The sequence below is a fragment of the Paenibacillus sp. sgz302190 genome, assembly GCF_059820445.1.
The window spans coordinates 52,599-77,121 of the sequence record NZ_JBZYAO010000005.1 but is presented as its reverse complement, the minus strand read 5'-3'; the positions used below and the strand labels follow the sequence as shown (position 1 = coordinate 77,121).

At 54.0% G+C, this 24,523-nt stretch carries 25 protein-coding genes and 2 pseudogenes; 3 read left to right on the top strand and 24 right to left on the bottom strand.

All coding sequences use genetic code 11. The features are described from left to right. Positions 1-403: 403 nt before the first annotated feature. From AC6RNO_RS08475 to AC6RNO_RS08385, 19 genes and pseudogenes are all read right to left on the bottom strand, one after another. Positions 404-898, bottom strand: a complete 495-nt coding sequence (locus tag AC6RNO_RS08475) for a methyl-accepting chemotaxis protein (RefSeq protein WP_474681680.1) — start codon at positions 896-898, stop codon at positions 404-406. A 39-nt stretch (positions 899-937) separates the two neighbouring features. Then, positions 938-1,264, bottom strand: a pseudogene (locus AC6RNO_RS08470) (PAS domain-containing protein); the annotation flags it as partial. Between the two features lie 300 nt (positions 1,265-1,564). Continuing rightward, complete coding sequence (gene sigF, locus AC6RNO_RS08465) at positions 1,565-2,320, bottom strand: RNA polymerase sporulation sigma factor SigF (RefSeq protein WP_474681485.1); 756 nt, start codon at positions 2,318-2,320, stop codon at positions 1,565-1,567. Between the two features lie 11 nt (positions 2,321-2,331). Next, positions 2,332-2,778: an anti-sigma F factor gene (gene spoIIAB, locus AC6RNO_RS08460; protein WP_474681486.1), complete on the bottom strand. Its 447-nt coding sequence runs from the start codon at positions 2,776-2,778 to the stop codon at positions 2,332-2,334. Continuing rightward, complete coding sequence (gene spoIIAA, locus AC6RNO_RS08455) at positions 2,775-3,128, bottom strand: anti-sigma F factor antagonist (RefSeq protein WP_474681487.1); 354 nt, start codon at positions 3,126-3,128, stop codon at positions 2,775-2,777. The genes spoIIAB and spoIIAA overlap by 4 nt, the downstream gene beginning before the upstream one ends. Before the next feature lie 130 nt (positions 3,129-3,258). Then, on the bottom strand, positions 3,259-4,434 hold the full coding sequence (locus AC6RNO_RS08450) for a serine hydrolase (protein ID WP_497105256.1): 1,176 nt from the start codon (positions 4,432-4,434) through the stop codon (positions 3,259-3,261). A gap of 623 nt (positions 4,435-5,057) precedes the next feature. Then, on the bottom strand, positions 5,058-6,359 hold the full coding sequence (locus AC6RNO_RS08445; RefSeq protein WP_497105184.1) for a pyrimidine-nucleoside phosphorylase: 1,302 nt from the start codon (positions 6,357-6,359) through the stop codon (positions 5,058-5,060). A 65-nt stretch (positions 6,360-6,424) separates the two neighbouring features. Further along, a complete protein-coding gene (locus AC6RNO_RS08440) occupies positions 6,425-6,814 on the bottom strand; it encodes a cupredoxin domain-containing protein (RefSeq protein ID WP_474681490.1) in 390 nt (129 codons plus the stop codon). 177 nt (positions 6,815-6,991) lie between these two features. After that, positions 6,992-7,423 carry a flagellar protein gene (locus tag AC6RNO_RS08435; RefSeq protein ID WP_474681491.1) on the bottom strand — a complete coding sequence of 144 codons (432 nt, stop codon included), beginning with the start codon at positions 7,421-7,423 and terminating at the stop codon, positions 6,992-6,994. Positions 7,424-7,625: 202 nt separating this feature from the next. Next, the gene (locus AC6RNO_RS08430; protein ID WP_497105183.1) at positions 7,626-8,480 is read right to left on the bottom strand and encodes a purine-nucleoside phosphorylase; all 855 of its coding nucleotides are present in this window, start codon (positions 8,478-8,480) and stop codon (positions 7,626-7,628) included. A gap of 21 nt (positions 8,481-8,501) precedes the next feature. Next, a complete protein-coding gene (locus tag AC6RNO_RS08425; RefSeq protein WP_474681682.1) occupies positions 8,502-9,320 on the bottom strand; it encodes a purine-nucleoside phosphorylase in 819 nt (272 codons plus the stop codon). 31 nt (positions 9,321-9,351) lie between these two features. Continuing rightward, complete coding sequence (gene deoB, locus AC6RNO_RS08420; protein WP_497105182.1) at positions 9,352-10,527, bottom strand: phosphopentomutase; 1,176 nt, start codon at positions 10,525-10,527, stop codon at positions 9,352-9,354. Positions 10,528-10,633: 106 nt separating this feature from the next. After that, positions 10,634-11,527, bottom strand: coding sequence for a site-specific tyrosine recombinase XerD (xerD, locus tag AC6RNO_RS08415; protein ID WP_474681683.1), 894 nt, complete (start codon positions 11,525-11,527; stop codon positions 10,634-10,636). Positions 11,528-11,612: 85 nt separating this feature from the next. Continuing rightward, positions 11,613-11,852, bottom strand: a complete 240-nt coding sequence (locus AC6RNO_RS08410) for a DUF4227 family protein (RefSeq protein ID WP_474681494.1) — start codon at positions 11,850-11,852, stop codon at positions 11,613-11,615. 58 nt (positions 11,853-11,910) lie between these two features. After that, entirely contained in the window at positions 11,911-13,041 is a 1,131-nt protein-coding gene (gene ald, locus AC6RNO_RS08405; RefSeq protein WP_497105181.1) for an alanine dehydrogenase, read from the bottom strand. 126 nt (positions 13,042-13,167) lie between these two features. After that, complete coding sequence (fur, locus tag AC6RNO_RS08400; RefSeq protein WP_474681496.1) at positions 13,168-13,638, bottom strand: ferric iron uptake transcriptional regulator; 471 nt, start codon at positions 13,636-13,638, stop codon at positions 13,168-13,170. Positions 13,639-13,744: 106 nt separating this feature from the next. After that, the gene (gene spoIIM / locus AC6RNO_RS08395) at positions 13,745-14,383 is read right to left on the bottom strand and encodes a stage II sporulation protein M (protein WP_497105180.1); all 639 of its coding nucleotides are present in this window, start codon (positions 14,381-14,383) and stop codon (positions 13,745-13,747) included. A gap of 64 nt (positions 14,384-14,447) precedes the next feature. Further along, positions 14,448-15,629, bottom strand: coding sequence for a PHP-associated domain-containing protein (locus AC6RNO_RS08390; protein WP_497105179.1), 1,182 nt, complete (start codon positions 15,627-15,629; stop codon positions 14,448-14,450). Between the two features lie 2 nt (positions 15,630-15,631). Further along, a complete protein-coding gene (locus AC6RNO_RS08385; RefSeq protein WP_474681499.1) occupies positions 15,632-16,189 on the bottom strand; it encodes an NUDIX hydrolase in 558 nt (185 codons plus the stop codon). A gap of 114 nt (positions 16,190-16,303) precedes the next feature. Between AC6RNO_RS08385 and mciZ the strand changes: the two are divergent. Further along, positions 16,304-16,375: pseudogene (gene mciZ, locus AC6RNO_RS08380) on the top strand (Z-ring formation inhibitor MciZ); the annotation flags it as partial. A gap of 28 nt (positions 16,376-16,403) precedes the next feature. On the opposite strand, the gene AC6RNO_RS08375 reads toward mciZ, so the two are convergent. Beyond that, a complete protein-coding gene (locus AC6RNO_RS08375) occupies positions 16,404-17,516 on the bottom strand; it encodes a DUF3866 family protein (RefSeq protein ID WP_497105178.1) in 1,113 nt (370 codons plus the stop codon). Between the two features lie 136 nt (positions 17,517-17,652). Here AC6RNO_RS08375 and AC6RNO_RS08370 point away from each other — a divergent pair, with 136 nt between their 5' ends. Further along, complete coding sequence (locus tag AC6RNO_RS08370; protein ID WP_474681501.1) at positions 17,653-19,719, top strand: methyl-accepting chemotaxis protein; 2,067 nt, start codon at positions 17,653-17,655, stop codon at positions 19,717-19,719. On the opposite strand, the gene AC6RNO_RS08365 is transcribed toward AC6RNO_RS08370, so the two are convergent. Both AC6RNO_RS08365 and AC6RNO_RS08360 read right to left on the bottom strand, forming a co-directional pair. Then, positions 19,635-20,240 (bottom strand): hypothetical protein, encoded by a 606-nt coding sequence (locus tag AC6RNO_RS08365; RefSeq protein WP_497105177.1) that lies wholly within the window; start codon positions 20,238-20,240, stop codon positions 19,635-19,637. The genes AC6RNO_RS08370 and AC6RNO_RS08365 overlap by 85 nt on opposite strands. A 357-nt stretch (positions 20,241-20,597) precedes the next feature. After that, positions 20,598-21,728, bottom strand: a complete 1,131-nt coding sequence (locus tag AC6RNO_RS08360; protein ID WP_488436661.1) for a M20/M25/M40 family metallo-hydrolase — start codon at positions 21,726-21,728, stop codon at positions 20,598-20,600. 90 nt (positions 21,729-21,818) lie between these two features. Here AC6RNO_RS08360 and prli42 point away from each other — a divergent pair, with 90 nt between their 5' ends. Then, the gene (prli42, locus tag AC6RNO_RS08355; protein WP_474681503.1) at positions 21,819-21,917 is read left to right on the top strand and encodes a stressosome-associated protein Prli42; all 99 of its coding nucleotides are present in this window, start codon (positions 21,819-21,821) and stop codon (positions 21,915-21,917) included. 29 nt (positions 21,918-21,946) lie between these two features. Here the strand turns inward: prli42 and AC6RNO_RS08350 are convergent, their stop codons facing one another. Continuing rightward, a complete protein-coding gene (locus AC6RNO_RS08350) occupies positions 21,947-23,338 on the bottom strand; it encodes a dihydrolipoamide acetyltransferase family protein (RefSeq protein ID WP_474681504.1) in 1,392 nt (463 codons plus the stop codon). A 201-nt stretch (positions 23,339-23,539) separates the two neighbouring features. Beyond that, on the bottom strand, positions 23,540-24,520 hold the full coding sequence (locus tag AC6RNO_RS08345; RefSeq protein ID WP_474681505.1) for an alpha-ketoacid dehydrogenase subunit beta: 981 nt from the start codon (positions 24,518-24,520) through the stop codon (positions 23,540-23,542). Positions 24,521-24,523: the final 3 nt, after the last annotated feature.

Sequence of the window (24,523 nt, the reverse complement as noted above, 5' to 3'; positions counted from 1 at the left end):
CATTGCAAATGACAAACGATAATTCATAAATAATTCCATTGCAACTAATATGATGCTATTACGTCCAATATGTTGTAAGATTTCTTGCTCATTTGCTCTCTCCTTTATTATTGGGTATTAGGTATTTTCTGACATTTCCATGTTATCCCAGAGAATTGTTTTCGGTCAAGTCATTTATTTGTTAACAAAATTAGTCTAAAGTTGTTACTATTTACCTATTGTTTTGTCAAATGTTGGACAAGCTCGTAATTTGTCATTTTTTGTCTAGTTCGTTATTCATGTCTTATTTAAATAAAAATGTCCCCTTTTTGTATTCGGGGACATTTTCTTTACGTGCATTTTAAATTTTATTTACGGAACTCCCATAACATTCAGGCGTGGTGATAGTTCAGCTTGCTTCGTGTCATTGCAGCATATCCGCCAACGCCTTCGCTTGATGGTCAAGCTGGCGCGCGGCTTGCCCGATGCCGGTAAATTCGCCGACGGCCTGCTCGATGCGCTGACGGCTGTCGGCGATGACCGTTTGCGAACGTTTCGTCCCCTTGGCGATTTCGCCAACCTGGGCGGCGATGCCTTCCAGATTGGCATTCACTTCCTTCACCGCATCTTCCGTCTGCTTGGCCAACTTCCGAACTTCATCGGCTACCACGTTAAAGCCGCGCCCGTGCTCTCCGGCGTGGGCGGCTTCGATCGCAGCGTTCAAGGCAAGCAAATTAGTCTGCGATGCGATATCGCGGATCGTCTTCAAAATGCCGCGAACCTCATCGGCTCTCTTTTCCAGCACTTGCAGCGCCTGCGTATTTTCAATGGATTCCTTAACGACCCGTTCAATGGCCGCTGCAATTTCATGGCTTCGGGAAATCCCCGCTTCCGCGCGGTTCAAGAGATCTTCGGCCATTTGCCGCAGGTCGCTTGTCACTTGGGTGGCGGCATTTTCCCGGGCCGTAATATCCGTAGCCACTTTTATGACGGCCTGCACCTTGCCTTCCGTATCAAAAACCGGAGTATACGTAGCCTCAAACCAGAGAAGACGCCCCTCTTTGTCGACCCTCAAAATTTTTTCCTGAACGGGATGCCCGCTGTTCAAACTTCTCCAAAACGCCGTGTATTCCGAGCTGTTTGCAAACGCCGGTGTGCAAAATTGCCGATGCATCAATCCGGGCATTTCGGCTGCATCATATCCCATTGCCCGAGCAAAATTATCATTGGCCCACAGCACTTTTCCTTGAGTGTCGAATTCGATCATGGCCAGTGACCTCTCCATTGCTGCTAAAACCGCGCTTTCGTCCAATACTTGGGTGCTCGGATACATACTCATTTTTACGTCACTCATTCGGCACCTACTTTACTTTTTTTGGATTATGCAAGTTAAATTATACGGAAACGGCACTATGTAAGCAAGATCTTACTTGATTTCTAATGAGCAAGGCAATTGACCTAAAAATCAGGAATCCATACCCAAACAAACCCAAACAATTGACGAATTGTGGCGGATTGTGCCGCAGGTAAACTACGCATCCGCGTACAAAAAAAACGCCCTCGCAAAGGAGAACGTTTTCGGCGGTTATTGAGCAATCTGATCTTTGATCGATTGTAAAATTTTCTTTTCGAGCCGCGACACCTGCACTTGGGAAATGCCCAGCCTGCTTGCCACTTCCGATTGCGTCTGGTCGCGGTAATACCGCAGGTAGACGATGAGTCGCTCCCGCTCTGAAAGCGTGCCTATCGCTTCATTGAGCGCCAGCTTCTCGAACCACTTTTCCCCGGAATCGTCGGAAATCTGATCCATCAGCGTGATCGGGTCCCCGTCGTTCTCGAATACCGTCTCATGAATCGACGACAGCGGCTTGTTCGCTTCCTGGGCGAAGACGACTTCCTCCGCCGTAATCATCAGCTCTTCGGCCACTTCCTTGATCGTCGGAAGCCTGCCGAGCCGTTTGGACAGCTCATCCTTCGTCTTCCTGATTTTATTCGCCAGCTCCTTCAGCGAACGGCTCACTTTCAGCGTTCCGTCATCGCGAAGAAACCGTTGAATTTCCCCGATAATCATCGGCACGGCATAGGTGGAAAATTTAACGTCATACGATAAATCGAATTTATCGACCGACTTCAGCAGTCCGATACAACCGATTTGAAACAAATCCTCGGCTTCGTATCCTCTGTTCAAAAACCGTTGAACTACAGACCAAACCAGTCGGATGTTACAGCTAACAAGTGTCTCTCGGGCAAGCCCGTCTCCGGATTGGCTGAGCGCGATTAACCGTTTGACTTCACTGTCGTCCAAATAACTGTGAGAGGCATGTTTCAAATCGACGTCCATATATCAAACCCCTAATTGTATAAAGCTTTTTTAGATTCAATTCGCTTCATCATTTTAATTTTGGTTCCGATTCCGACAGCCGTCACAACTTCCACTTCGTCCATGAAATTTTCCATAATCGTAAAGCCCATTCCGGACCGCTCCAGCTCCGGCTTGGAGGTGTACAACGGCTGCTTCGCCTGCTCCAGATCCTCGATGCCCGAACCGCTGTCCTCGACGGTAATATGCACGATATCGTCCTCGATCTGGGTCGTAATCGTGATGACCCCGTCGCGCCGGTTGTCATAGCCGTGAATGATCGAATTCGTCACCGCCTCGGAGACGACCGTCTTAATGTCGGTCAGCTCGTTGAGCGTCGGGTCCAGCTGCGAGACGAACGCAGCCACCGCTACCCGAGCGAAAGCCTCATTCTCGGAACGGCTGGAAAATTGCAGCGTCATAAAGTTTTTATCGCTCATAGCGCAACCTCCAGACTGGAGATCGCAGATCTTTCGTTGTCCTGTATCGATACGATCTTGAATAAACCGGACAGTTCGAACAGGCGATATACAGCGGGGGTTACGTCGCATACGACCATTTTGCCGCCCTTGCCCGTTATTTGCTTATAACGGCCGAGAATGACGCCCAGACCCGAGCTGTCCATAAAGGAGAGCTCCTTCAGGCTCAGAATGACATGGCGCGTATCTTCCTTGGCGATCGCTTCCTCCATCCTCGCTTTCACGCCGTCTGCCGTATGATGATCCAGCTCGCCTTTCAATCTGACAATCAGCGCTCTTCGGCCTTGCTCGAATTCAATTTGCAGGCTCAACCTTGCTCACTCCTTCCCAGTCATGAAGACTAGATTTCTACAAAGGAAGTGGAAGTTCCTGCCACCCGACAAAACTAGAAGAAAAGCGCTAAAACTAGTAAAAAAGCGAGTTTATTCGTGATTCCGGCCGTTAATTCGTATGGAACAGGTTGGAAGTCGTCCGTTTGAACAGCTTCCACCAGGACGCTTTATTGACGGCAAGCGGCGATTCCAGCGGATACTCGGCCATCACGGTTTCGCCGTTGTATACGACGATTTTGCCGATAGACTGCCCCGCCCGGATCGGCGCCTTCAGATTAGGGTTGATCTGCAGCTCGTGCCGGATGTTTTGCGAAGGCTCTCCTTTTTTCATCAAAATGCTGTAGTTTTGCTTCGCTACGAGAGGCACGGATGTGACTTCGCCTTTGCTGATTCTAAAGCTTCCCAGGTCGTCGCCGGATTTGAACAGCGGATAATTGGTGTACTGGGCAAAAGCGAAATCGAACAGCTTCGTAACCTCGGCATTGCGCGTCTTCGTGTTCGGTTCGCCCATCACGACCGCAATGACGCGAAGATTGTCCCGCTTGGCCGTCGCCGACAGGCAAAACTTGGCTTCGCTCGTATAGCCGGTTTTCAGGCCGTCCGCGCCCGTATAGAACCGAACCAGCTTGTTCGTATTCACCAGCCAAAAAGGATGGGCCGTATCCTTGCGCAAATAGTCCTGATATACCCCGGTAAATTTCGTTATCTCATCGTGCTTGAGCAGTTCCCTCGACATCGTCGCGATGTCTTGGGCGCTTGTATAGTGGTTATCCACAGGCAGCCCGTTGCAATTTGAAAAATGCGTATTTTTCATGCCAAGCTGCTGTGCGCGTTCATTCATCATTTGTACAAAATTTGGCTCCGAGCCGGCGATTTTCTCGGCCATTGCAACGGAAGCGTCATTGCCGGAAGCCATCGCAATGCCTTTGAGCATTTCCTGGACCGTCATTTCCTCACCCGGCTCCAAAAAAATTTGCGATCCGCCCATGGAAGCCGCATATTCGGAAGCCCGGACTTTTTCATCGATTTTGATTTTGCCTTGATCGAGCGCCTCCATGATCAGCAGCATGGTCATAATTTTCGTAATGCTCGCCGGAGGCAGCTTGGCATCCTTATTTTTATCGACGATGACCGTACCCGTGTCTGCGTCCATCAGTACGGCGGATTGCGCGTTCGGCGCCAAATCGACCGGCTCCGCCTTCTTTTCTTCGGCAAAAGCCGCCGGCATCAGCAGCAGCGCGAGCAGCTGCCAACACATCAAACTCACAAGCCCTTTTTTAAGCATAGTCATTCTACCCCTCCTGGAAATGTATGAAGCAAAGACCGCAAATTGCAGCTTGAAGTACTGCTAAACAGTGTTGACGTTTTGCCCACAAAATATTCCAGATCGAGGAAAAATGCCGAAAAAGAAACCGCCTATACGGCAGCCGCCGGTATGGCGAAAACTTGACAGCCGCAATGCGGCAGCGGCAGCCCCACGACCCACGCCTCTCCAGCACGGGTTGCGTCGCTGAAGCGGGATGGCGCAAGGACGGCCTGGCACTGGAAAAACCTGCAAAAATGCAGGTTTTTTCCATAAAAACGGTTCATTTTCGCGGAAAGCCTGCAATTGTGCAGGAATTTTCGATGCAAATGAACTAGAGCCCATGTTCGCGGCGAAATACCTGTACAATTGCAGGAATTTGTCACAGTTAACGCATCCATCGAGCAAAAACTGTATGTTTGCAGGTTTTTTTCGCGCAACAAGGCAAGATGGTGCGACCGGCTCTGGCAAGTGGACACCTGTAGGCTTCTGGGCACCTAATATTTCCCAAGCAATAAAAAAAACACCTTCAACCTCAACGGTTTTGAAGGTGCTTTTTGTTCGTACTCGGCAATTGTCCTCTCTCTGCGAGAACAACAGTTCGCTTAAACAATCACATCGTAAATCAACCGGGTGGCGGGAGGCTGCCGGTCTTCGATGGTGTAAGCTTGCAAAATCATCGTTTCGACCTCCCGCACGTCTTGACGATTCGCATGGATCGTCACGATCGATTCGCCGGCCGATACGGCGTCGCCGATTTTTTTGTTCAGCGTCAAGCCGACGGAATAATCGATCTGATCCTCTTTTTTCGCGCGGCCGGCGCCTAGCAGCATCGCGGCGATGCCGATTTGCTCCGCCTCGATCCGGTTCACATAACCGGACGCAGGTGCAAGCACCTCCAGCCGGTACGCTGCTGCCGGCAGCAATTCCGGCCGGTCAACGATGTCGGCATTGCCGCCCTGGCTCGCTATAAAACGTTTCAGCGTGTCGATGGCTTTGCCGTTCGCGATAATATCGCGCACCGCGGCCTGCGCCTCCTCGAACGTGCCGAACGCTTTGCCGAGCACGACCATGTAAGCGGCGACCGAGACAGCCACCTCGGTCAAATCGTGCTCGCCCGCTCCGCGCAGCACTTCGATGGATTCGCGGATTTCGTTGGCGTTGCCGATTTGCCGGCCGAGCGGCTGCTCCATATCCGTAATCATCGCAATCGTGTTGCGGTTCAAGCTTTGGCCGATGTCGACCATCGTGCGGGCCAGCACTCCCGCTTCCTCGGCGGTTTTCATAAACGCACCGGAACCGATTTTTACATCCAGCACGATGGCGTCCGCCCCGGAAGCGATCTTTTTGCTCATGATCGAGCTGGCGATCAGCGGAATCGAGTCGACGGTAGACGTCACATCGCGCAGCGCGTACAGCTTTTTATCCGCAGGGGCAAGGTTGCCGCTCTGTCCGACGATCGCGATTTTGTTGCGGTTGACCGCCTCAATGAACGCCTCGTTCGTCAATTCGATTTGAAATCCCGGGATCGCTTCCAGCTTATCCACCGTTCCGCCGGTGTGGCCGAGTCCGCGCCCGGACATTTTGGCCACCGGAACTCCGAGGGAAGCGACGATCGGCCCGACGATCAGACTGATTTTATCGCCCACTCCCCCAGTGGAATGCTTATCGACTTTTACGCCCGCGATCGCCGACAAATCGATCATATCTCCGGACCCGGCCATCGCCATCGTCAACGCCGACGTCTCTTCGCTGGTCATGCCGTTAAAAAATATCGCCATCAGCAGCGCGGATATTTGATAATCTGGAATATCGCCTTTCGTATAGCCGCTGACGATATGCTCTATTTCAGGTTGGCTCAGCTCGCCGCCCGCCCGTTTTTTATGGATCAAATCTACCATTCTCATGGACATATTCCTCCTGTCAGATGAAAAAAGGGAGGCGCTCGGCGCTCCCTCTGTCGTGTCATTTTTTATTGAACGATTAATTTCGATTTCATTTTTGCATGGCCTTCTCCGCAAGGAAGCACGCACTCAATGTCATATGTACCCGGTTTGTCAAACGTGAACTGCTGGGAAGGATTTTCTTTAGTCAGCTTGATTTCGAAGCCGTCCCCTTTAATATCGACCGCATGAATGCCCTCTTTCAAAGACATGGACACTTTCGTCGGCTCGCCTTTCTTGACTGTGTAGTCGGCCGCGTCAAACTGCCAGTTCGATGCTACGATTTTCAATTGCTGTCCTTTGCTGGCTGCAGCGTCCGCTTCCCGTTCCTGCTGGCGTGCGGAAATATCTTGAAAAAGGACTCCCAGCCCCAGTGCCCCCGCAGCAATAAATAACACAAAGAAAATCCATTTTTGCATGCAATATCCCCCCATAATGTGATCGCTTCATCTATTTTACCTAACAACTCCAAACAATCCCATACGGATATGGTGGCAAAATATTGACGGTTTTGTGACAAAAATGTGAAAACGCCGTTCGAAAAAATATCCTCCTTGCGGAGGAAGTACTTTTACTATTGCCCAATATACAAAATATTAGACGCGGCCGATTCTGCCGCTGATCTGAAAAGCGCCCGCCGTTCCAAGCGCTGCGCCCCTGTGCGGGCCGGGACGTTCCTTCAATTGCAGAGCCTGAATATCTCGGTTCAGCCGCACCAGGCAATCCGGGCACATTTTGTGCTTGCGGATCGGCGCAGCGCAAGTTTCGCACGGATACGACAGGTTCGGATAGTCGGCGAGCAGCAGCTTGCCTTCTTTCATCCAGGCGTACAGCTGATGGGTGGAAACACCCGTCTTCAGGCTAACCTCATGGCAAGTCGATTTATAATGTTTGCGCAAATAATCCAGACAGCCGTTAAGCGCCGTATCCATGCTCCGGGAACAATCGGAACATTGATTTCTCAAGTTTTTCTGAAATACTTTGCCGCAGCGCGGGCAGTTGGCGACCATTAATTGCGGGGTTGACATGCTCCATCACATCCTTGTATCGGAGATGGGCCTAACCGGGATCAGGCCAATTCACATAGGAGTCTGTCCGACGGAGTTACTTTTGTGTATACATTCCACGGACCTCATCGGACAGACACCTAGTTCCAAGTAACCATATTGTAGCATGATTCCCCCGCATTTAATAGGTCTAAAGCAGTTGGTCCGAAAAAATATATGCCTCTCAGCCCAGCTTGACTTCCCGTACGAATCCTTTTACGAGCGCGATGAACTTGGGCTTGGTCCGATTCGCCACAGCTACAACCTGCTCGTGCGTCAAAGGTTCAAGCTCCTCCCCGATCGCCATGTCGGTAATGCAGGAAATGCCCAGCACCTTGAGCCCTGCATGGCGGGCGGCGATTACTTCGCCGACGGTAGACATGCCGATAGCGTCCCCGCCTACCCTAGCCAGCATCGTCAGCTCGGACGGCGTCATGTAAGTCGGTCCGGTAATACCGGCGTATACGCCTTCCTGCAGCTTCAGCGCTGCGCCGTTCTCGTCGACGATGGATGCCGCCAGCCGGTGAGCAAGCGCGCGGTACTCGCGGTTATAGGCTTCTGACATATCCGGAAAACGGACGCCAAGCTCGGCGTGATTCGGCCCGATCAGCGGGTTGTCGCCGGTCATATTCAGGTGGTCGCTGATGACCATCAAATCCCCGGCCCGGAAGCCACGGTTCATGCCGCCGGCCGCATTGGTCATCACGACGGCCTCGACGCCCAGCGCTTTCATCACGTAGACGGGGAACACGACCTTTTTCATCGAATAGCCTTCGTAATAATGAAAGCGGCCCTGCATCACGATGACCTGCTTGCCTTCCAGCGTGCCGGCGACAAAACGGCCCTCATGGCCTTCTACGGTCGATACCGGAAAATGCGGAATGTCGCTGTAGTCGATGACGACCGGATTCTCTACCTGATGAGCCATATCTCCCAGGCCGGAACCGAGCACAAGCCCGATAGCGGGCTTCACGCCGCCCAGACGGCCCGCAATGTATGCGGCGGCTTCCTGAATTTGCTGTATGTAGGTCAATTCCACAAGTAAGTCCTCCTAGTCCTATTAAAGAGCTGCAATGATGCCAAGAACGAGCTTAAGGAATCTCGGTTTCACTTTTTCCGTCGTCTCCATAACTTCATGGTGCGAGAGCGGTTGATCCAGAATGCCGGCGGCCATGTTCGAAATGCAGGAGAAGCCGAGCACTTCAATGCCCGCATGACGGGCAACGATAACTTCAGGCACCGTCGACATCCCTACCGCATCCCCGCCGAGCGTGCGGAACATGCGGATTTCCGCAGGCGTTTCGTAGTTGGGGCCGAGCAAGCCCACATATACGCCTTCCTGCAAGGAGAAGTCCTGCGACGCAGCGACATCGTGCGCCAGCTTGCGCAAACGCTTGCTGTAGGCTTCGGACATATCCGGAAAGCGGACGCCCAGGGCGTTGTCGTTCGGACCGATCAGCGGGTTGCGGTACGTCAGATTCAGGTGATCGCTGATGACCATCAGATCGCCAACCTGGTACGAAGTGTTGATCCCTCCGGCCGCGTTCGTAACGATCAGGGTTTGCACGCCAAGCTCCTTCATCACTCTGACGGGAAACGATACGGTTTGCGCGCCGTAGCCTTCATAAGCATGAAAACGGCCTTTCATGACGAGCACCTGCTTGCCTTGAATCGAGCCTACGACCAATTCGCCCGCATGGCCTTCCACCGTCGATACGGGAAAATGCGGAATGTTGGCGTAATCCACAACGATCGGCTGCTCGATCAAGTCGGCCAGCACGCCGAGCCCTGACCCGAGAATCAGGCCGATTTGCGGCTTGATCCCCGTTTCCTTGCTAATGTAAGCTGCCGCTTCCTGAATTTGTTGCATCATCGACATTTCTGACATGCGAATCCCTCCCAATGAATGATTATTTCAGCAGCGACAAAAAGCTTTCGCCGTTTCCGGCGGTCGGAACGCCAAAATTGTCGGCGATCGTCGCTCCCAGGTCGGCAAACGTAGCGCGGACGCCGATTGAGGCGGGCGACTGCAAGCTGGGGCTATAGATCAAAACGGGAACGTACTCCCGCGTATGATCCGTTCCTGCGTGAATCGGGTCATTTCCGTGGTCGGCCGTAATGATCAGCAGATCGTTCGGGCCTATTCCCGCTTTCAATTCCGGCAAATGGGCGTCGAACTCCTCCAGCGCCCGCGCATATCCGACGGGATCGCGCCGATGGCCGTAAAGCGAATCGAAATCGACCAAATTAGTGAAGGCTAGCCCTTTAAAAGGAGTGCGGATGGCCTCGATCGTTTTTTGAATGCCGTCCAGATTGCTCTTCGTCGAAGTCGTCTGCGTCACGCCCTCGCCGTCGAAAATATCGTTGATTTTGCCGATTGCGATGACATCGAAACCCGCATCCTTGAGGTGGTTCATCACGGTCGGCGCAGGCGGCTTCACCGCATAATCATGGCGGTTAGGGGTTCTTTTGAAAGCACCCGGCTGCCCGACATACGGTCTGGCAATGACCCGTCCGACTACAAATTCCTCCTGAAGCGTAAGCTTTCTGGCGATTTTGCATGCCCGGTAGAGCTCTTCCAGCGGGATGACTTCCTCGTGCGCGGCTAGCTGAAATACGCTGTCTGCGGACGTATAGACGATCCACGCGCCCGTTTTCATCTGCTCTTCGCCGAGCTCGTCCAATATTTCCGTACCGGACGCCGGCTTGTTGCCAATGACTTTGCGTCCGGTTTCCTCTTCAAATTGACGGATCAGCTTCTCCGGAAATCCGTCCGGATACACGTTGAAAGGAATCGTCACGCGGAGTCCCATCAGCTCCCAGTGACCGGTCATCGTATCTTTGCCGACGGATACTTCGGCCATTTTGCCATAATAGCCTTCGGGCGCGTCTGCTGCAGGTATGCCTTTCAGTTCGGCGATGCTGCCAAGACCCATTTTCTGCAAATTCGGCAGTGCGAAGCCTTCCACTCGCTGCGCAATGTGGCCCAGCGTGTGCGAACCCAAGTCGCCGAAGCGCTGCGCATCCGGCAATTCGCCGATGCCGACGCTGTCAAGGACGATTACACTAATCCGTTCAAAACGCATATGCTTCCCTCCAAATAAAGCTTCAATAACCACCCTATATTATCTCATTTCCCGGGAATGAATGCAAAAAAACGGCCCTCCTGCTCCGAGACAGCCGCTCCTGCGTTTACATATGGGCCCGGGGATGGGCACGGTCGTACACTTCTTTCATTTTCAGCTTGGTGACTTGCGTATACATATGCGTTGTGGAAATATCGGCATGTCCCAGCATTTCTTGAACGGACCGCAAATCCGCTCCGTTTTCAATCAGGTGGGCGGCGAAAGAATGGCGCAGCGTATGCGGAGTAATATCGCGGGTAATGTTCACTTCTTCGGCATATCGCTTCAAAATTTTCCAAAAGCCCTGGCGCGTCATGCGCGTGCCTAAATGTCCGACGAACAGCGCCCCTTGGTCCGTCTGCTTGGCCAGCTTCGTCCGGTGCTTGGTCAAGTAAGCTTGCAGACAGCGGATCGCAAGTGTGCCGATCGGAATGTTGCGCTCCTTGTTCGCCTTGCCGACGCAGCGGATAAAACCCATATAGATGTTGACGTCGTCAACGTTCAGCGAGATCAATTCGGAAACGCGAATGCCCGTCGCATACAGCAGCTCCAGCATCGCCTTGTCCCGCGAGCCGTTCGCCGTATCTTCGCGGGGAGCCTCCAGCAGCGTGCTTACTTCTTTGACCGAAAGCACTTTGGGCAGCTTTTTCTCCGGCTTGGGCGCTTCTATATAAATAGTAGGATCCGAATCCGCCAGACGTTCGCGAACCAAATACTGATACAGCGCCCGAATGGAAACGATGCTGCGGGACAGCGTAGCGGAAGCTCTTCCAAGCTGCTTGAGCTTGGCCAAATAACCGGCAACGTGCGTCTTGCCCGAATCCCTCCAGGCTGTAAGGCCTTGCTCTTGCAGATAAGCTGCAAACTGCTGCAAATCCCTCTCATAGGATTCGAGCGTATTCCGGGATAATCCCCGTTCCGCCGACAAAAAGCGGATGAAGGCCTGAAGGTCATTGATCATCATGCCGGTATGCCCCCCTCGCCAAATTTCCTTGAAGCTAAAGTAAGCATTCCACGATTCGCTCCCATTTTCCTCTTTTTTACGGTTATTCGCCGTACCAATAAAACAAACGCAGCCTGTCGCTCATCGTTCCCGACTCCGGAAGTGACGCATGCTGGTGCGGCTGAAATACTTTCTCCGCTCTGCCGGCAGGCGGCTTGTATTTGTTCGCCGGCTGTATCCAGCCGGAAACCATGGCCATAACCTGGTAAAGAGCGAGCGTCAGCACGATAAAAAGCACCGCGAACCGCAACCGGGCTAGCAGCTTCCGATACGAAAAGATCATAGTCCTGTCCCCTTTTCCCGCTTCCTTTTAGGGACAGGATATGATCGTTCCCGCGCATTTATGCCATTTCGGACCACTTCACCCACGGCTGTCCGAGCGCCTGCGCAACGGCAGGATGCGTAATTTTCCCGCGGTATGTGTTCACGCCCGCCAGCAGGGACGAGTTGTCCGTGACCGCTTGCGCAAACCCTTTGGCGGCGAGCTCAAGCGCGTAGGCGATCGTCACATTCGTCAGCGCAAGGGTGGACGTGCGCGGCACGGCCCCGGGCATGTTCGCCACGGCGTAGTGGATGACCCCGTGCTTCTCGTACGTCGGGTCGCTGTGAGTCGTTACGCGGTCAATCGTCTCGATGGAGCCGCCCTGATCGACCGCGACGTCGACGATGACCGCGCCCGGCTTCATCTGCCGGACCATCGCTTCGGAGACGAGCCTCGGCGCCCGCGCCCCGGGGATGAGGACGGCGCCGATCAGCAGATCGGCCTTTTGCACCGCATTGGCGATATTGTAGGGATTGGACATCAGCGTGCGGATGCGGCCGCCGAAAATGTCATCCAGCGCGCGCATCCGGTCGGCGCTCCGCTCGATAATGACGACGTTGGCCCCGAGCCCAAGCGCCATCTTGGCCGCGTTCGTGCCGACGATGCCGCCGCCGAGAATGATCACGTCCGCCGGCGGCACCCCTGGAACGCCGCCAAGCAGAATGCCCCTGCCGCCGTAATATTTCTCCAAAAAATGCGCGCCGATTTGCACGGACATTCTGCCGGCGACTTCGCTCATCGGTGTCAGGAGCGGAAGCCCTCCGCCCGGCAGTTGAATCGTTTCGTAGGCGATGCCGGTCACTCCACTGTTCGCAAGCTGCTCCGCCAATTGTCCCGCCGCGGCCAAATGCAAGTACGTAAACAGAATAAGCCCCTCGCGAAAAAAAACGTACTCCGATGGAAGCGGTTCCTTCACCTTCATGACCATGTCGCTCTGCGCCCAAACTTCCGCGGCTTCCGGCAAAATGGCCGCTCCTTCCTTGACGTAATCTTCGTCCGGAAATCCGCTGCCCGCTCCCGCACCGCTCTCCACCAGCACCCGATGCCCGGCCGCGTGCAGCATTCCCGCTCCGGCCGGCGTAAGCGCAACCCGGTTTTCGTTATTTTTAATTTCCTTGGGCACTCCAATGACAAATGGGCTGGACGCCATATTCCCTACCTTCTTCCATTCCGAAGTATACCTCATAATGTACCCATGCCTGCAGCAAGTTTATGTGAGGCGGCCGCTGATCATGCAAAAAAATGCCTGCGCTCGCCGCAGCGAACACAAGCATTCTTATTTCGGTTTATCTGGTGAGTCCTGATTTACTGTATCGATGCAGCGATGGCAAATGCCTTGAAAATCAAGCCGATGATCGAGCACATGAAATTGAAATTCCTTCTCCAGACGCTCCTCGAGAGGTCCCAGCCAATCTTCCATAATTTCATCGACCGCGCCGCACTGCACGCAAATTAAATGATGGTGATGATGACGGGTGTTGTCGTTTCTCAAGTCATACCGGGCCACGCCGTCGCCGAAGTTCATTTTCTCCAGCACATGAAGCTCGCTTAACAGTTCAAGCGTTCTATATACGGTCGCCAAACCGATCTCAGGCGCTTTATCCTTAACGAGCATGAATACTTCTTCAGCGCTCAGATGATCTTCTTCGTTCTCGAGCAATACCCGCACTGTCGCTTCCCGTTGAGGGGTCAGCTTGTACCCTTGGGATTGCAGCTGCTGCTTGATCTTCTCGATTCTTGCTTCCATACTCCTCCCCCTCGGTCCGGTGGGCAAAGACGCCCGTATTCAGCCACTTTCTTCATTATAGGGGGAGCATACTGGCAAAGTCAAACATAAGATGTCAGGGAGCAAATCAATACAACCCTTCCAGCATCGGGGTTACCCATTTCATCATGCTCTGGGACATATAACCTTCCCACAGCGCCGCGCCGATCATGAATATGCCCATCAGCAGCGTAATGGACGTATACCTCATGAACGGCTGGTAGATCGTTCCTTTACGCCCGATAAACCGGTTGCGGATCATAAAAATGGAAAAAGATGAGGCGGCAACGCTGCAAAACAGGATGGCCGGAACGACGATCAGGTTTTGCGGCGCTACGGAAACGAGCGCGAACAGCATCCCTTTCCACGACATTTGCCCGACCAAATACCCGACCGTGAAACCGATCAGCATGCCTTTCAGAAAATCGAGCACCCATATTAGCGGCAGTCCGATCACGGACAAACCGAACAGCCAAATGAGCAATATCCATTTCATATGCATGCCGAATGATTGCACGAACGATTGCCTGCCGTCAATCTCGGCCCCGCCCGTCATTTCGTGAAAAAAACTGCCGAGATACCGGGACATCTCCTGCTTCTGCTCAAGCGACAGCGCGCCCACCATCACCGACCCGAATACGACGCCAATCATAAACAGCACGGAAACAAATACAAAGAGAGGCACGTTGTCTCTCAAATACTGCTTCATCGACAGGTTTCTGTTCATCCCGCTGCCCCTTCCTTCATCAAACAACCTTTACAAAGACAAGCTTATGAAGGGGAGCGGGAATCTATGAATGATTTTTGCTTACTTTGCCGTACTTGCCTCCCCCGCCCACTTCCAGCTCAAGCCGGCCTTCCCGGGCCTGGACGATGCAGGCGGCGATTTCTTCGCCGACGACGGCGGCAAGCTTGTCGCTGCTCGTCCGGTGCAGGACGTTCATTTCCGTGCCGAAAGCGTGCAGCAGTTGATCCAGCTTCTTGGGGCCGAGCCCCGGGATGAACTCCAGCGGGACCTGGTAGCGGTACGGCGGCCGGCTGGCCGGCACATACGGCTGCTCCCGGTCGGCCAAGGCGAGTATCCGGTCCATGACGCCGCGCACAATTTTGCCGCTTCCGCAGTACAGGCAGCGTTCCACAGTTGTGACGCTCTCGTCAAGAATCGATTCGCAATCGCCGCAGTAAGTGCGGTGATATTTCCCGAGCCTCGGATTTAAGCCGTAGTTCGCGGCAATACCACGTCCTTCCTCCCCGCGCAAAGCTTTTACCAGTTCTTGAAAATTCGGCGCGGCGAGCTTGATCTCGTTGTACTCGCGCCCGATTTTGCCTAGGGAATGCGCGTCCGAGTTCGTCACGAACGCAAACCGGTCCAGTTCCGAGAGCAGGCCCGCCATCTCCGTATCCGCGCTAAGCCCCAGCTCGACGGCCGCAATGCCGTCCAGATCAAGCAGATGCTCCATGCGGGTCGAGCTGCTGCCGTACACGCTTTTGTGCGGCGTGAAAATGTGTGCGGGAATGAGAATCCCGCCCCGCCCGAGCACTTCCTCTTGCAGCGTTTTGGCCGGCACGTAGATGCGCTGGGAGCTGAGCTCCGGATTTTTCATATGCTTTTGCATAAACCGGGTGAAATCTTGCATCGTGGCCAAATCCGGCATATACGCGAGCAGATGCGCCGGGCCCATGCCCGGGTCGCGCACTTCGATTTCGCTGCCCAGCATGATGACCGATTCCTGGTAACGGATTCCGCCGCCGTCCTGCTCCAGCATGTCTCCGCGGTCCAAATACATCATGATCTCCTCTTGCACAGTCGGGGAGTGGCAGTCGATGATGCCGATCATCTGCATCCCTTTGCGCCCGGAAGCTTCGCGCGCGATATTGAAAAATGTCAGATCGCCCGCGGCGCTGATTTTGACCGCGCTCCCATTTTCCGTACGCCCGATATGAATATGAAGATCAGCGTAATAGAAATTCATTGTTAAATGCTCCCGGTCAGCTTATACAGCTGCCAGGCGTATACGGCCATGATCGTTTTGGCATCGCTGATGCGCTGTTCGCGGATATACTGCTGAGCCTCTTCCAACGTGATCGCTTCGCACTCCAGGAACTCGTCCTCGTCCGGACGCGCTTCGCCTTTGACCAAGTTTTCCGCTACGTATAAATGAAGAATTTCGTCGGCAAACCCCGGCGATGTATAAAAGGAACTGACGTGCCGGATATGCTCGCTGCGGTACCCGGTTTCCTCTTCCAGCTCGCGCAGCGCCGCCTTGGCCGGATCTTCGCCGGCGTCGAGCTTGCCCGCGGGTATTTCCACCTGGCTTTTCTCAAGCGGCTTCCGGTACTGTTCGACGACGATCATTTTATCGTCGACAAGCGCCAGAACGGCAACCGCGCCGGGATGCTTCACGATTTCCCGCGTAGCCGTCTCCCCGTTCGGCAGCTGCACGTGGTCGACCTGCAGCGAAATGATCTTCCCCGTAAAGATAGGCTCGGTCCGCAGTGTAATTTCCTCAAACTTCTTATGTGGATTGGTCATAATTGCTTTTCCTCCTAATTGAATATCTCATCCGGCAAAAGGCTGACATAGCTTGTCCGGCCTCCGCATAAAGATCATTATATCAAATCTTTCGAAGAAGATGGGGGACTCGCGATGAAAAGCTATATCGATGACCGGCAAATCCGCCTTGTAGGCAAAGCTTGGGAAATCCGCCACTGCTTGCAGCGGATGGCGCAAACCGCCGGTAAAGACGTCAAATTGATCGACTACATAAATCGAACGCCCAATCCGCAGCCGCGCAAACGGCCAAAAAAAACGCAGGATCTTCGGATAGTCCCCTTCCCATCGAAGTAATCGGAACCGGGTACGCACCCAGCGCCTCCTCCGCGGCTAGCAGCGTCGGACCGGCCGCCCGGACAAGCCGGTGCCTCTGCAAAGAGGCGCTGTTCCACTGCGCCTCGATCAACTGCCGCTGTTCCTCCGCCAATGCGGGAACAGGGACGTATGCGCCGCTCGCGGCCACCTGCAAAGCCGTGAGCGTATGATGGCTCATCCCGCGGTGGCGCTCCCGCGGATCGGCAAAGCTTAGGCGCGGCATCACGACGGCCGTCCCGCCGAGGACGGCAACCGCGCTGCACAGCTCGCCGACTTCCAGCCCCGAGTGGCCGTAGCGGGTGCCTGTGCCGACGATGCCCGGCCCCATCGCGGCAATGCACAGATCCGCTCCGGCCGCGTGCCTGGCCGCTAGCAGTGCGCTGAACTTGTTGACCGCCTCCAAGTTCCCCCCATAAGCGTGACCGTACGTAACGGTCGCATCCAGCCAGCCGAGGCTCTCCAGCCTCGGCACATGCTCGCTCCACGCCAGCGGCAGCGCTGCCCCGTCGGTCATTACATAAGCGATGCGCAGCTTTCTCCACAGCGGAGCGCATCGTTCCCGGTAGCGAATCCAGCTAACGGCGGCAGGCAGCATGCTGTGCAGATCGCCAAGCAGCACAGGCATTCCCTCCAGCGTCTTTTCCCCGTCAAACAGATCGTGAAAAGGACTTCCCGCCTCCTCCACGGACCGGACAACCCGCTGCAGCGGCGTATATCTAAGCTTGACGATATGGCCCTCAGATGACTGCGCAGCCGGATACGACGCATCGCCGAGCGGCGCCGCTACGAAATGGACCCCTCCCGTTCCCAGCCCAAGCTCGACCGCCGTTGCGTTGAGCAGCACTTCATCCCCTTCTTCCAGCAGCCGAAATACGGATGTGTCATGAACCGCCCGCTGCCTGCTCCCGTCCGCCGCCGCCACGATGACGGTTTGCATCCCGCTCCGAGCGGACAAACATTCCGCAACAACCCCTTTTTTCCAAAAAATCATGCGTTATCCCCTATCCGGTTCGAATCAAAAATAAATGAGCAATCTGGGCGATATGCGGTTCAAAGTTCAAAAGCATTCGCCGATATATATGAATGAGCAATCAAGTTGCATTTTTAAAACAGAAAGAGGAGCCAAAATGACGACATCAACAGCCAACAAACAGCGAAAGACATTTTCTCAAGTATCCCTGCGGGTGAAACTGCCCATATGGATCAGCATTTTGGTCATTCTTGTTCTTGCAGGTACGAGCATCTTTTCCTACATGTTTGCATCAAAATTGCTGCTGGCCAAAAGCAGCGGCGAGATCGATATGAACGCAGAGCGGATCGGGGAAAATCTGTATTCGATCATGAAGCTGGAGGAGCAAAGCTCCTACCTTACCTCCGTTCAGGACACATCCAAGGATCTGCTTAAGCTCAGAAACCAAAAGAAGCTGTCCGACACGGATTTCTTTTCCGCAAAAAACGACCTTCAGGCAAAAACGAACGCCATTCTCGCTCAAAGCCTTAAAGGATCTCCCGGCATGCAAACACTGTCGCTGGTTGATACTCAAGGGCTTACCGTAGCCAGCAGCAATCCGGGCAGTGTGAAAGTGGATCTTTCGGATCGGGAATATTTAAAAGAAGCTCTCCAGGGAAAATTCACCATAAGCGATGCGCTCTATTCGAAAACGCAAAATATCTTAGTAACGGTGTTCGCCCAGCCCGTAAAAGATGAGGACGGCAAAGTTCTAGGCGTATATATAGGCACAATCAACACATCTTTATTCGTCGAAAACTTAAAAAATGTTAAAATCAACCGGGACGGAAGAGTGTTCGTCGCCAGCCGTCAAGGAACGATCATCTATCATTCCGCAGTTCCGGACATGGTCGGACAAAAGCTTGATGCCGATATGTATGCGGAAGTGCTGAAACCAAATCCAACGGACGGAATGCTGCAAGGCAACATCGCCAGCAAAGATACTTATTTCCGCTACGTCAAAATTCCGAAGTCCGACTGGACGGTAGTCGTTGCCGACGAATATGCGGATATTAACAAACCTTTGGACGATCTGTTCAAAGATATCGTGATCGCGGCACTCATCGCCTTCGTCATCGCGATAGCGGCCGGCCTGCTTTTATCGAGAACCATCACATCGCCGATCGTCAAATTGACGGACTTGTTCAAAAAACTGTCCGAAGGGGACTTAACGGTACAGGCCGAGGGCAAGTTTACGAGCGAATTCGGACAACTGGCGGCTAACTTTAATGTTATGGCGGAAAAAAATAAACTGTTGATCGCCGGTATGAACAGCTCCATCGAAGTGCTGAACGAAAGCACGAACGAATTGGAACAAACGTCGAAAAATGCGTCCCAATCGATTAATGAAACATCCGTCACAACGACGGAAATCGCCACAGCCATGGAGTCTCAATCTCGGGAGACCGAACAAATCGCTTCCAAATTTTATGATCTTGGTGAAAAAATCGCGCATTTGAACAGCAGGACACAATTCATCAAGGAACGATCCGAAGCGATCATCGTGGTATTCCATGAGAACAGGGAAATTATAGAAAGCCTGATCGAAGTCAACGGCAAAAACGAGCAGGAAGTGCAAAAAATTTCTTCGAGTACGGCGCAGCTTGTGGAAAGCTCCAACCATATCCGCAATATAACCGGGGCGATCGGCAATATCGCCAAACAGACCAACCTGCTGGCGTTGAACGCTTCCATCGAGGCAGCCAGAGCGGGCGAGCACGGAAAAGGCTTTGCCGTCGTAGCCGAGGAAATCCGCAAATTGGCCGAGCAATCCTCGCAGCAATCCGGCGTTATCAACGAGATCATTCAGCAGACGCTAGAACAAGTGGATGAAAACAACCAAAGCGTGAGCGAAATCCACGCGATCGCAGTCCAAGCGAACGAATTCGTCGAAAAAACGCGGCAATCGTTCGAAACGATTATCGAGCACGTTACGGACATCATCGGGCAAATTAAATCCATGGCCGACGAAGTGGATCTGATGGAAGTCGTTAAAGACGAAGTCGTCGGATCATCCCAAAACTTGTCCGCTTCGGGAGAACAAGTATCGGCTTCAGTGGAAGAAGTGAGCGCCACAATCCAGGAACAGTCGGCACTGATTCAAAAGCTCGCGGCTATGGTGGAAAGCATCGACAGCTTGACCAATGAGCTAGCCAACTCGGCTTCGCAATTCAAGGTGAAATAAACAAGCGGAAAGCCTGCTATGGCGTGCAGTTGAAAAAACCGCCACGCCGGGAGATCCCGCTTCTGCTTGGCAGCGAGCGGAAAGCCTGCTATAGTGTAGTTTTCTCGCACCGCGCGCAGCTCCCAGCGCGCGGTGTTTCGCTGCATGACGGCGGTCGGTCGACTTTCCTCGTCGATGCGCTTTCCGCGAAACATTCCTGCAAATGTGGGAGGTTTTTTTGCGAATACATGAGCTCGGGCCCGTTTATCGAAAAAACCTGCACAATCCAGGCTGGCGAGGAACCCACACGCTAGAGCCGGTCCACATCTGCCGGGTTGCGCGAAGAAAACCTGCAAAAGTACAGTTTTTGCTCGATGGTTACGCCGGCTACGACAAATTCCTGCATATGTGCAGGCTTTTCGCCGCGAACAGGGGCTCAGATTCATTTTCATCGAAAATTCCTGTACTTTTGCAGGCTTTTCGCCAAAATAAGCCAATTTCAGAGGAAAAACCTGCACTATCGCAGGTTTTTCCCTCACCAAGCCGACTAGTGCCCCCGCTTTAGCTCCGCAACTCGTGCAGGAGAGACATATGTTGAGGGCGGCTGCCCCCTTTGGTTCCTCTCCCCCGTTGCTTTATCAACAATTTGACTATCTCTCAAAATGAACCGCTTGCGTCGCAAAACCTGCACTTGTGTGCTCTTGTGCAGGTTTTGCGGGTGTGCGGGCTGCTGGACGGCACAAAACAAAACCACCCTCTGCCAGCCATTCGGCTGAGCAAAGGGTGGTTTGTTATTGACGCCGAGCGGGTCCATCATGTTAGGAGTTACTTGCATATATACGCTAACGCTGCACAGCATCCGTCATTTCCCACGTCTACTGAGTTCGTCGGACAGACTTTTAGCTTTTTGCCGCTTCTTTCACAAGCGCGACGAGCAGTTCCGCCGTTTTTACGAGATCGCTGACGGCGATATGCTCTTTGGTCGTATGAATTTCTTCGTAGCCGACAGCCAGGTTGACCGTCGGGATGCCTATACCGTTAAAAATGTTGGCGTCGCTGCCCCCACCGGAGTGGAACGTATGAGCTTGCAAACCGAGCGTAGACAGAGCTCTTGCAGCGAGCTGCACGACCGGCGCGTCGTCGGCATGCATATAGGATGCGTACACGATTTCTGCATTGAATTCGCAGGTCGTCCCGGCATCTGCAGCGGCCGATTCGCAAGCTTCGCGCATGGAAGCGATTTGCGCTTCCAGCTTCGGCTGCACGATGCTCCGCGCTTCCGCTTCCATCTTGACGCGGTCGCATACGACGTTCAGCGGGCCGACGCCGGAAAAGCTGCCGATGTTCGCCGTCGTCTCGCTGTCGATGCGCCCGAGCTGCATGCGCGCAACCGCTTTGCTCGCCACTTGAATGGCGCTGATTCCGTCTTCGGGATTGACGCCGGCATGCGCCGATCTGCCGTGGAAAATAATTTCGATTTCCGCGCGGCCTGGAGCGGCTGTAGCGATATCGCCGATGCTGCCGTTAGAATCCAGGGCATAGCCGAATTTTGCTTCCATCCATTTGGCGTCCATCGCCCGGGCGCCTTTGAGCCCGCTCTCTTCCCCAGCGGTAATGACGAATTGAATGCGGCCATGCGGAATATTCTGTTCCTTCAAAACGCGGATTCCTTCGAGCATCGCCGCAATTCCCGCTTTATCGTCGCTGCCCAGAATCGTCGTTCCGTCGCTGCGGATATAGCCGTCTTCGCCGATTTGCGGCTTGATGCCTTTGCCGGGCGCGACCGTGTCCATATGCGAAGTGAAGAAGATGACCGGAATTGCCGGATTCGCGTCCGTCGCCTCCAGCGTGCAGATCAGATTGCCCGAGCCGTGCCCGCTTTTGGCCGCAGAATCGTCTTCGGCTACTTGAAGGCCGAGGCTGGCGAATTTTTCTTTGAGCACCTTGCTGATTTCTTGCTCGAATCTCGTTTCGCTGTCCACCTGCACGAGCGAGATAAACTCTTGGACCAAACGTTTCTCCTGGATCATGGACTTTCCTCCGATACATGCAATGAGTTACAATAAGTAGGTACAAGCTGTAAAATCTCCCGGCGATCCGGGATAAAAGGGGTGAACCGCATGTTCCAAAACAAGCTCGTTTTCAAAATCGTCATATACGTAATGTTGATTACGATGGTGTTGTCCAGCCTTTTGCTTTCTTTCAGCTACTTCCTGTAAGCAAGTTCGGCAGGGCGGTTGTAACAAGCTTAGTATATTTTCGTTTCGGAATTATATCCCTCAAGATTTTCCTTCACCCGCTGCAGGAACCTTCCGCAAATTACGCCATCCAGAATCCTGTGATCAAGCGACAGGCACAGATTGACCATGGAACGCACGGCAATCATATCCTGGATTACGACAGGCTTCTTCACAATCGATTCGAACGTCACGATCGCCGCCTGCGGGTAGTTAATGATCGGATACGACAAAATCGAGCCGAAGGAGCCTGTATTGTTGACCGTGAACGTGCCGCCCACCATGTCGTTCAGCGCCAGTTTCCCCGCTCTTGTCTTTTTCGTCAGCTCGTCGATTTCCCGGGCCAGTCCGGCGATGTTTTTCTGATCCGCTTTTTTGATGACCGGCGTCAATACCGAATCTTCCGTTCCGACGGACAGTGAGATGTTGATGTCGCGCTTGACGATAATTTTATCGACGGCCCATACGGAGTTGATGATCGGATAATCTTTAATGGCGTTGACGACCGCTTTAAGCATAAACGCCAAATATGTCAAATTGATGCCTTCCCGGCGCATGAACTCGTCCTTCACTTTGTTCCGCAGTACGACGAGATTCGTCACGTCCACCTCGATCATCGTCCAGGCGTGCGGAATTTCCGTTACGCTCTGGCGCATCCGGGTCGCAATCGCGTTGCGGATCGGCGTAACATCGATGAAATATTCGTTGCGCGCATCCGATGTTTGGCCTTCCACCTCGATCAGCGGCGTAGGCGGATTCGCCGACAGATGAATGCCAGAGCTGCGCACCGGCATTTTGGCGGCGGTTTGCGTCAAATCTGCCGCAGCCGCAGGCGCAGCCGGAGGGACGGGCACCGCACTTGCCGCAGGCGCAGCCGCCAAAGCAGCCGGCTGCCCGGCCGGCGCAGCAGTTCCGCCGGAGGCGATGAACTGCTCCACATCCTTGCGGGTGATGCGGCCGCCGAGACCTGTGCCCGTTACCCGGGACAGATCGACGTTATTGTCCATCGCCAACCGATGGACAGCCGGCGAGAACCGGCCCCGCATGCTTTGATCGCCGCCTGCGGCCAGCGCAGCCCCGGCGGCAGGCGAAACCGCTCCGCCTTGCGCCCCGAAGCCCTGCTGCGGCTCGCTTGCGCCATCCTCAGCAGGCAGCTCCAGCAGGCAGATCGCCTCGCCGACAGCGGCGGTTTCCCCTTCGCCGACCAATATTTTAACAATTTTGCCTTCAATCGGCGAAGGCATCTCCGTATTTACTTTTTCCGTAAACAACTCGCAAATGACGTCGTATTGCTCGACATAGTCGCCGGGCTGCTTGAGCCATTTTCCAACGGTTGCGGACACAAGGCTTTCCGCCAGGTGCGGAATCGTGACCTCCGCGATCCGGCTGTTTGTACCGTTCATGTAGGTACCTCCTAATCAGGCCCCCGCACAATGCGGAAAAGCTGCAAAACTTTTCCGCATTCTCGACAGCGGCGCCCTAAATAATAACAATTTATAATTGCAAAACCGGCCGCAAACAGCCGTTCCAATCCGTACAAACCGGCAGCTCAAAACGGAACACGGCCCCATCCAACCTGCCAAGCTCCGTTATCAAGCCTTCTCTTAGAACATGGCGAGCTTGCGCATCGCGTCCTTCAGCTTATCCGGGCTGAGCAGGAAAAACTTCTCCATCGGCGGATTGTTGCCGACAGCCGGAACGTCAGGACCGCACAGCCTGGCGATCGGCGCGTCAAGCTCGAAAAGCAGCTCCTCGGCGATGATCGCCGAAACTTCGGCGCCGACGCCGCCGGTCTTGTTGTCCTCGTGCGCGATAAGCACCTTGCCAGTCTTGGACGCCGCTTCAAGAATCGCTTCCTTGTCGAGCGGCTGCAGCGAGCGCAGATCCAGCACATGCGCGCTGATCCCTTCCTTCGCAAGCTCCTCGGCGGCGATCAGCGCATAATGAACGGCGATCCCGTAGGCGATTACCGTGATGTCCGTCCCTTGGCGCTTGACGTCGGCCTTGCCGATCGGCACGATGAAATCGTGCTCCGGCACGTCTGCGGAAAGCGCCAAATAGCACTTCTTGTGCTCGAAGAACAGCACAGGGTCAGGGTCGCGGATCGCCGCCTTCAGCAGCCCCTTGGCATCGTAAGGATTCGAAGGCGCTACGATTTTCAGCCCCGGCGTGCCGAAAAACACCGATTCCGGGCACTGGGAATGGTACAAGGCGCTGGCGCCGGTTGCCCCGTAAGGCGCACGGATGACGACCGGGCAGCTCCAGTCGTTGTTCGAGCGGTAGCGGATTTTGGCCGCTTCGCTGATGATTTGATTCGTTGCCGGGAAGATGAAATCGGCAAACTGGATTTCGGCGATCGGCTTCATGCCGTACATCGCCGCTCCGATCGCCACCCCGACAATGGCGGACTCCGCCAGCGGGGTGTCGAGCACGCGATCTTCGCCGAACTGATCGCGCAGCCCTTTGGTGGTGTTCAGGACACCACCCTTGCCCACGTCTTCGCCGAGCACGAAGACGTTGTCGTCCTGATGCATTTCCTCCTGCATCGCAGAACGGATCGCTTCCAAATATGTGATCACTGCCATATG

Excerpts from the sequence above, each read along its gene's own strand:
- AC6RNO_RS08360 (WP_488436661.1), bottom strand. The coding sequence starts at position 21,728 with ATGATCCAGGAGAAACGTTTGGTCCAAGAGTTTATCTCGCTCGTGCAG.
- AC6RNO_RS08445 (WP_497105184.1), bottom strand. The coding sequence starts at position 6,359 with ATGAGAATGGTAGATTTGATCCATAAAAAACGGGCGGGCGGCGAGCTG.
- AC6RNO_RS08370 (WP_474681501.1), top strand. The coding sequence starts at position 17,653 with ATGACGACATCAACAGCCAACAAACAGCGAAAGACATTTTCTCAAGTA.
- ald (WP_497105181.1), bottom strand. The coding sequence starts at position 13,041 with ATGGCGTCCAGCCCATTTGTCATTGGAGTGCCCAAGGAAATTAAAAAT.
- spoIIAB (WP_474681486.1), bottom strand. The coding sequence starts at position 2,778 with ATGAGCGATAAAAACTTTATGACGCTGCAATTTTCCAGCCGTTCCGAG.
- fur (WP_474681496.1), bottom strand. The coding sequence starts at position 13,638 with ATGGAAGCAAGAATCGAGAAGATCAAGCAGCAGCTGCAATCCCAAGGG.
- AC6RNO_RS08385 (WP_474681499.1), bottom strand. The coding sequence starts at position 16,189 with ATGACCAATCCACATAAGAAGTTTGAGGAAATTACACTGCGGACCGAG.
- AC6RNO_RS08345 (WP_474681505.1), bottom strand. The coding sequence starts at position 24,520 with ATGGCAGTGATCACATATTTGGAAGCGATCCGTTCTGCGATGCAGGAG.
- prli42 (WP_474681503.1), top strand. The coding sequence starts at position 21,819 with ATGTTCCAAAACAAGCTCGTTTTCAAAATCGTCATATACGTAATGTTG.
- AC6RNO_RS08450 (WP_497105256.1), bottom strand. The coding sequence starts at position 4,434 with ATGCTTAAAAAAGGGCTTGTGAGTTTGATGTGTTGGCAGCTGCTCGCG.
- AC6RNO_RS08410 (WP_474681494.1), bottom strand. The coding sequence starts at position 11,852 with ATGATCTTTTCGTATCGGAAGCTGCTAGCCCGGTTGCGGTTCGCGGTG.
- AC6RNO_RS08425 (WP_474681682.1), bottom strand. The coding sequence starts at position 9,320 with ATGTCGATGATGCAACAAATTCAGGAAGCGGCAGCTTACATTAGCAAG.
- AC6RNO_RS08375 (WP_497105178.1), bottom strand. The coding sequence starts at position 17,516 with ATGATTTTTTGGAAAAAAGGGGTTGTTGCGGAATGTTTGTCCGCTCGG.
- xerD (WP_474681683.1), bottom strand. The coding sequence starts at position 11,527 with ATGATCAATGACCTTCAGGCCTTCATCCGCTTTTTGTCGGCGGAACGG.
- deoB (WP_497105182.1), bottom strand. The coding sequence starts at position 10,527 with ATGCGTTTTGAACGGATTAGTGTAATCGTCCTTGACAGCGTCGGCATC.
- sigF (WP_474681485.1), bottom strand. The coding sequence starts at position 2,320 with ATGGACGTCGATTTGAAACATGCCTCTCACAGTTATTTGGACGACAGT.
- spoIIM (WP_497105180.1), bottom strand. The coding sequence starts at position 14,383 with ATGAACAGAAACCTGTCGATGAAGCAGTATTTGAGAGACAACGTGCCT.
- AC6RNO_RS08350 (WP_474681504.1), bottom strand. The coding sequence starts at position 23,338 with ATGAACGGTACAAACAGCCGGATCGCGGAGGTCACGATTCCGCACCTG.
- AC6RNO_RS08435 (WP_474681491.1), bottom strand. The coding sequence starts at position 7,423 with ATGTCAACCCCGCAATTAATGGTCGCCAACTGCCCGCGCTGCGGCAAA.
- AC6RNO_RS08475 (WP_474681680.1), bottom strand. The coding sequence starts at position 898 with ATGGCCGAAGATCTCTTGAACCGCGCGGAAGCGGGGATTTCCCGAAGC.
- AC6RNO_RS08390 (WP_497105179.1), bottom strand. The coding sequence starts at position 15,629 with ATGAATTTCTATTACGCTGATCTTCATATTCATATCGGGCGTACGGAA.
- AC6RNO_RS08440 (WP_474681490.1), bottom strand. The coding sequence starts at position 6,814 with ATGCAAAAATGGATTTTCTTTGTGTTATTTATTGCTGCGGGGGCACTG.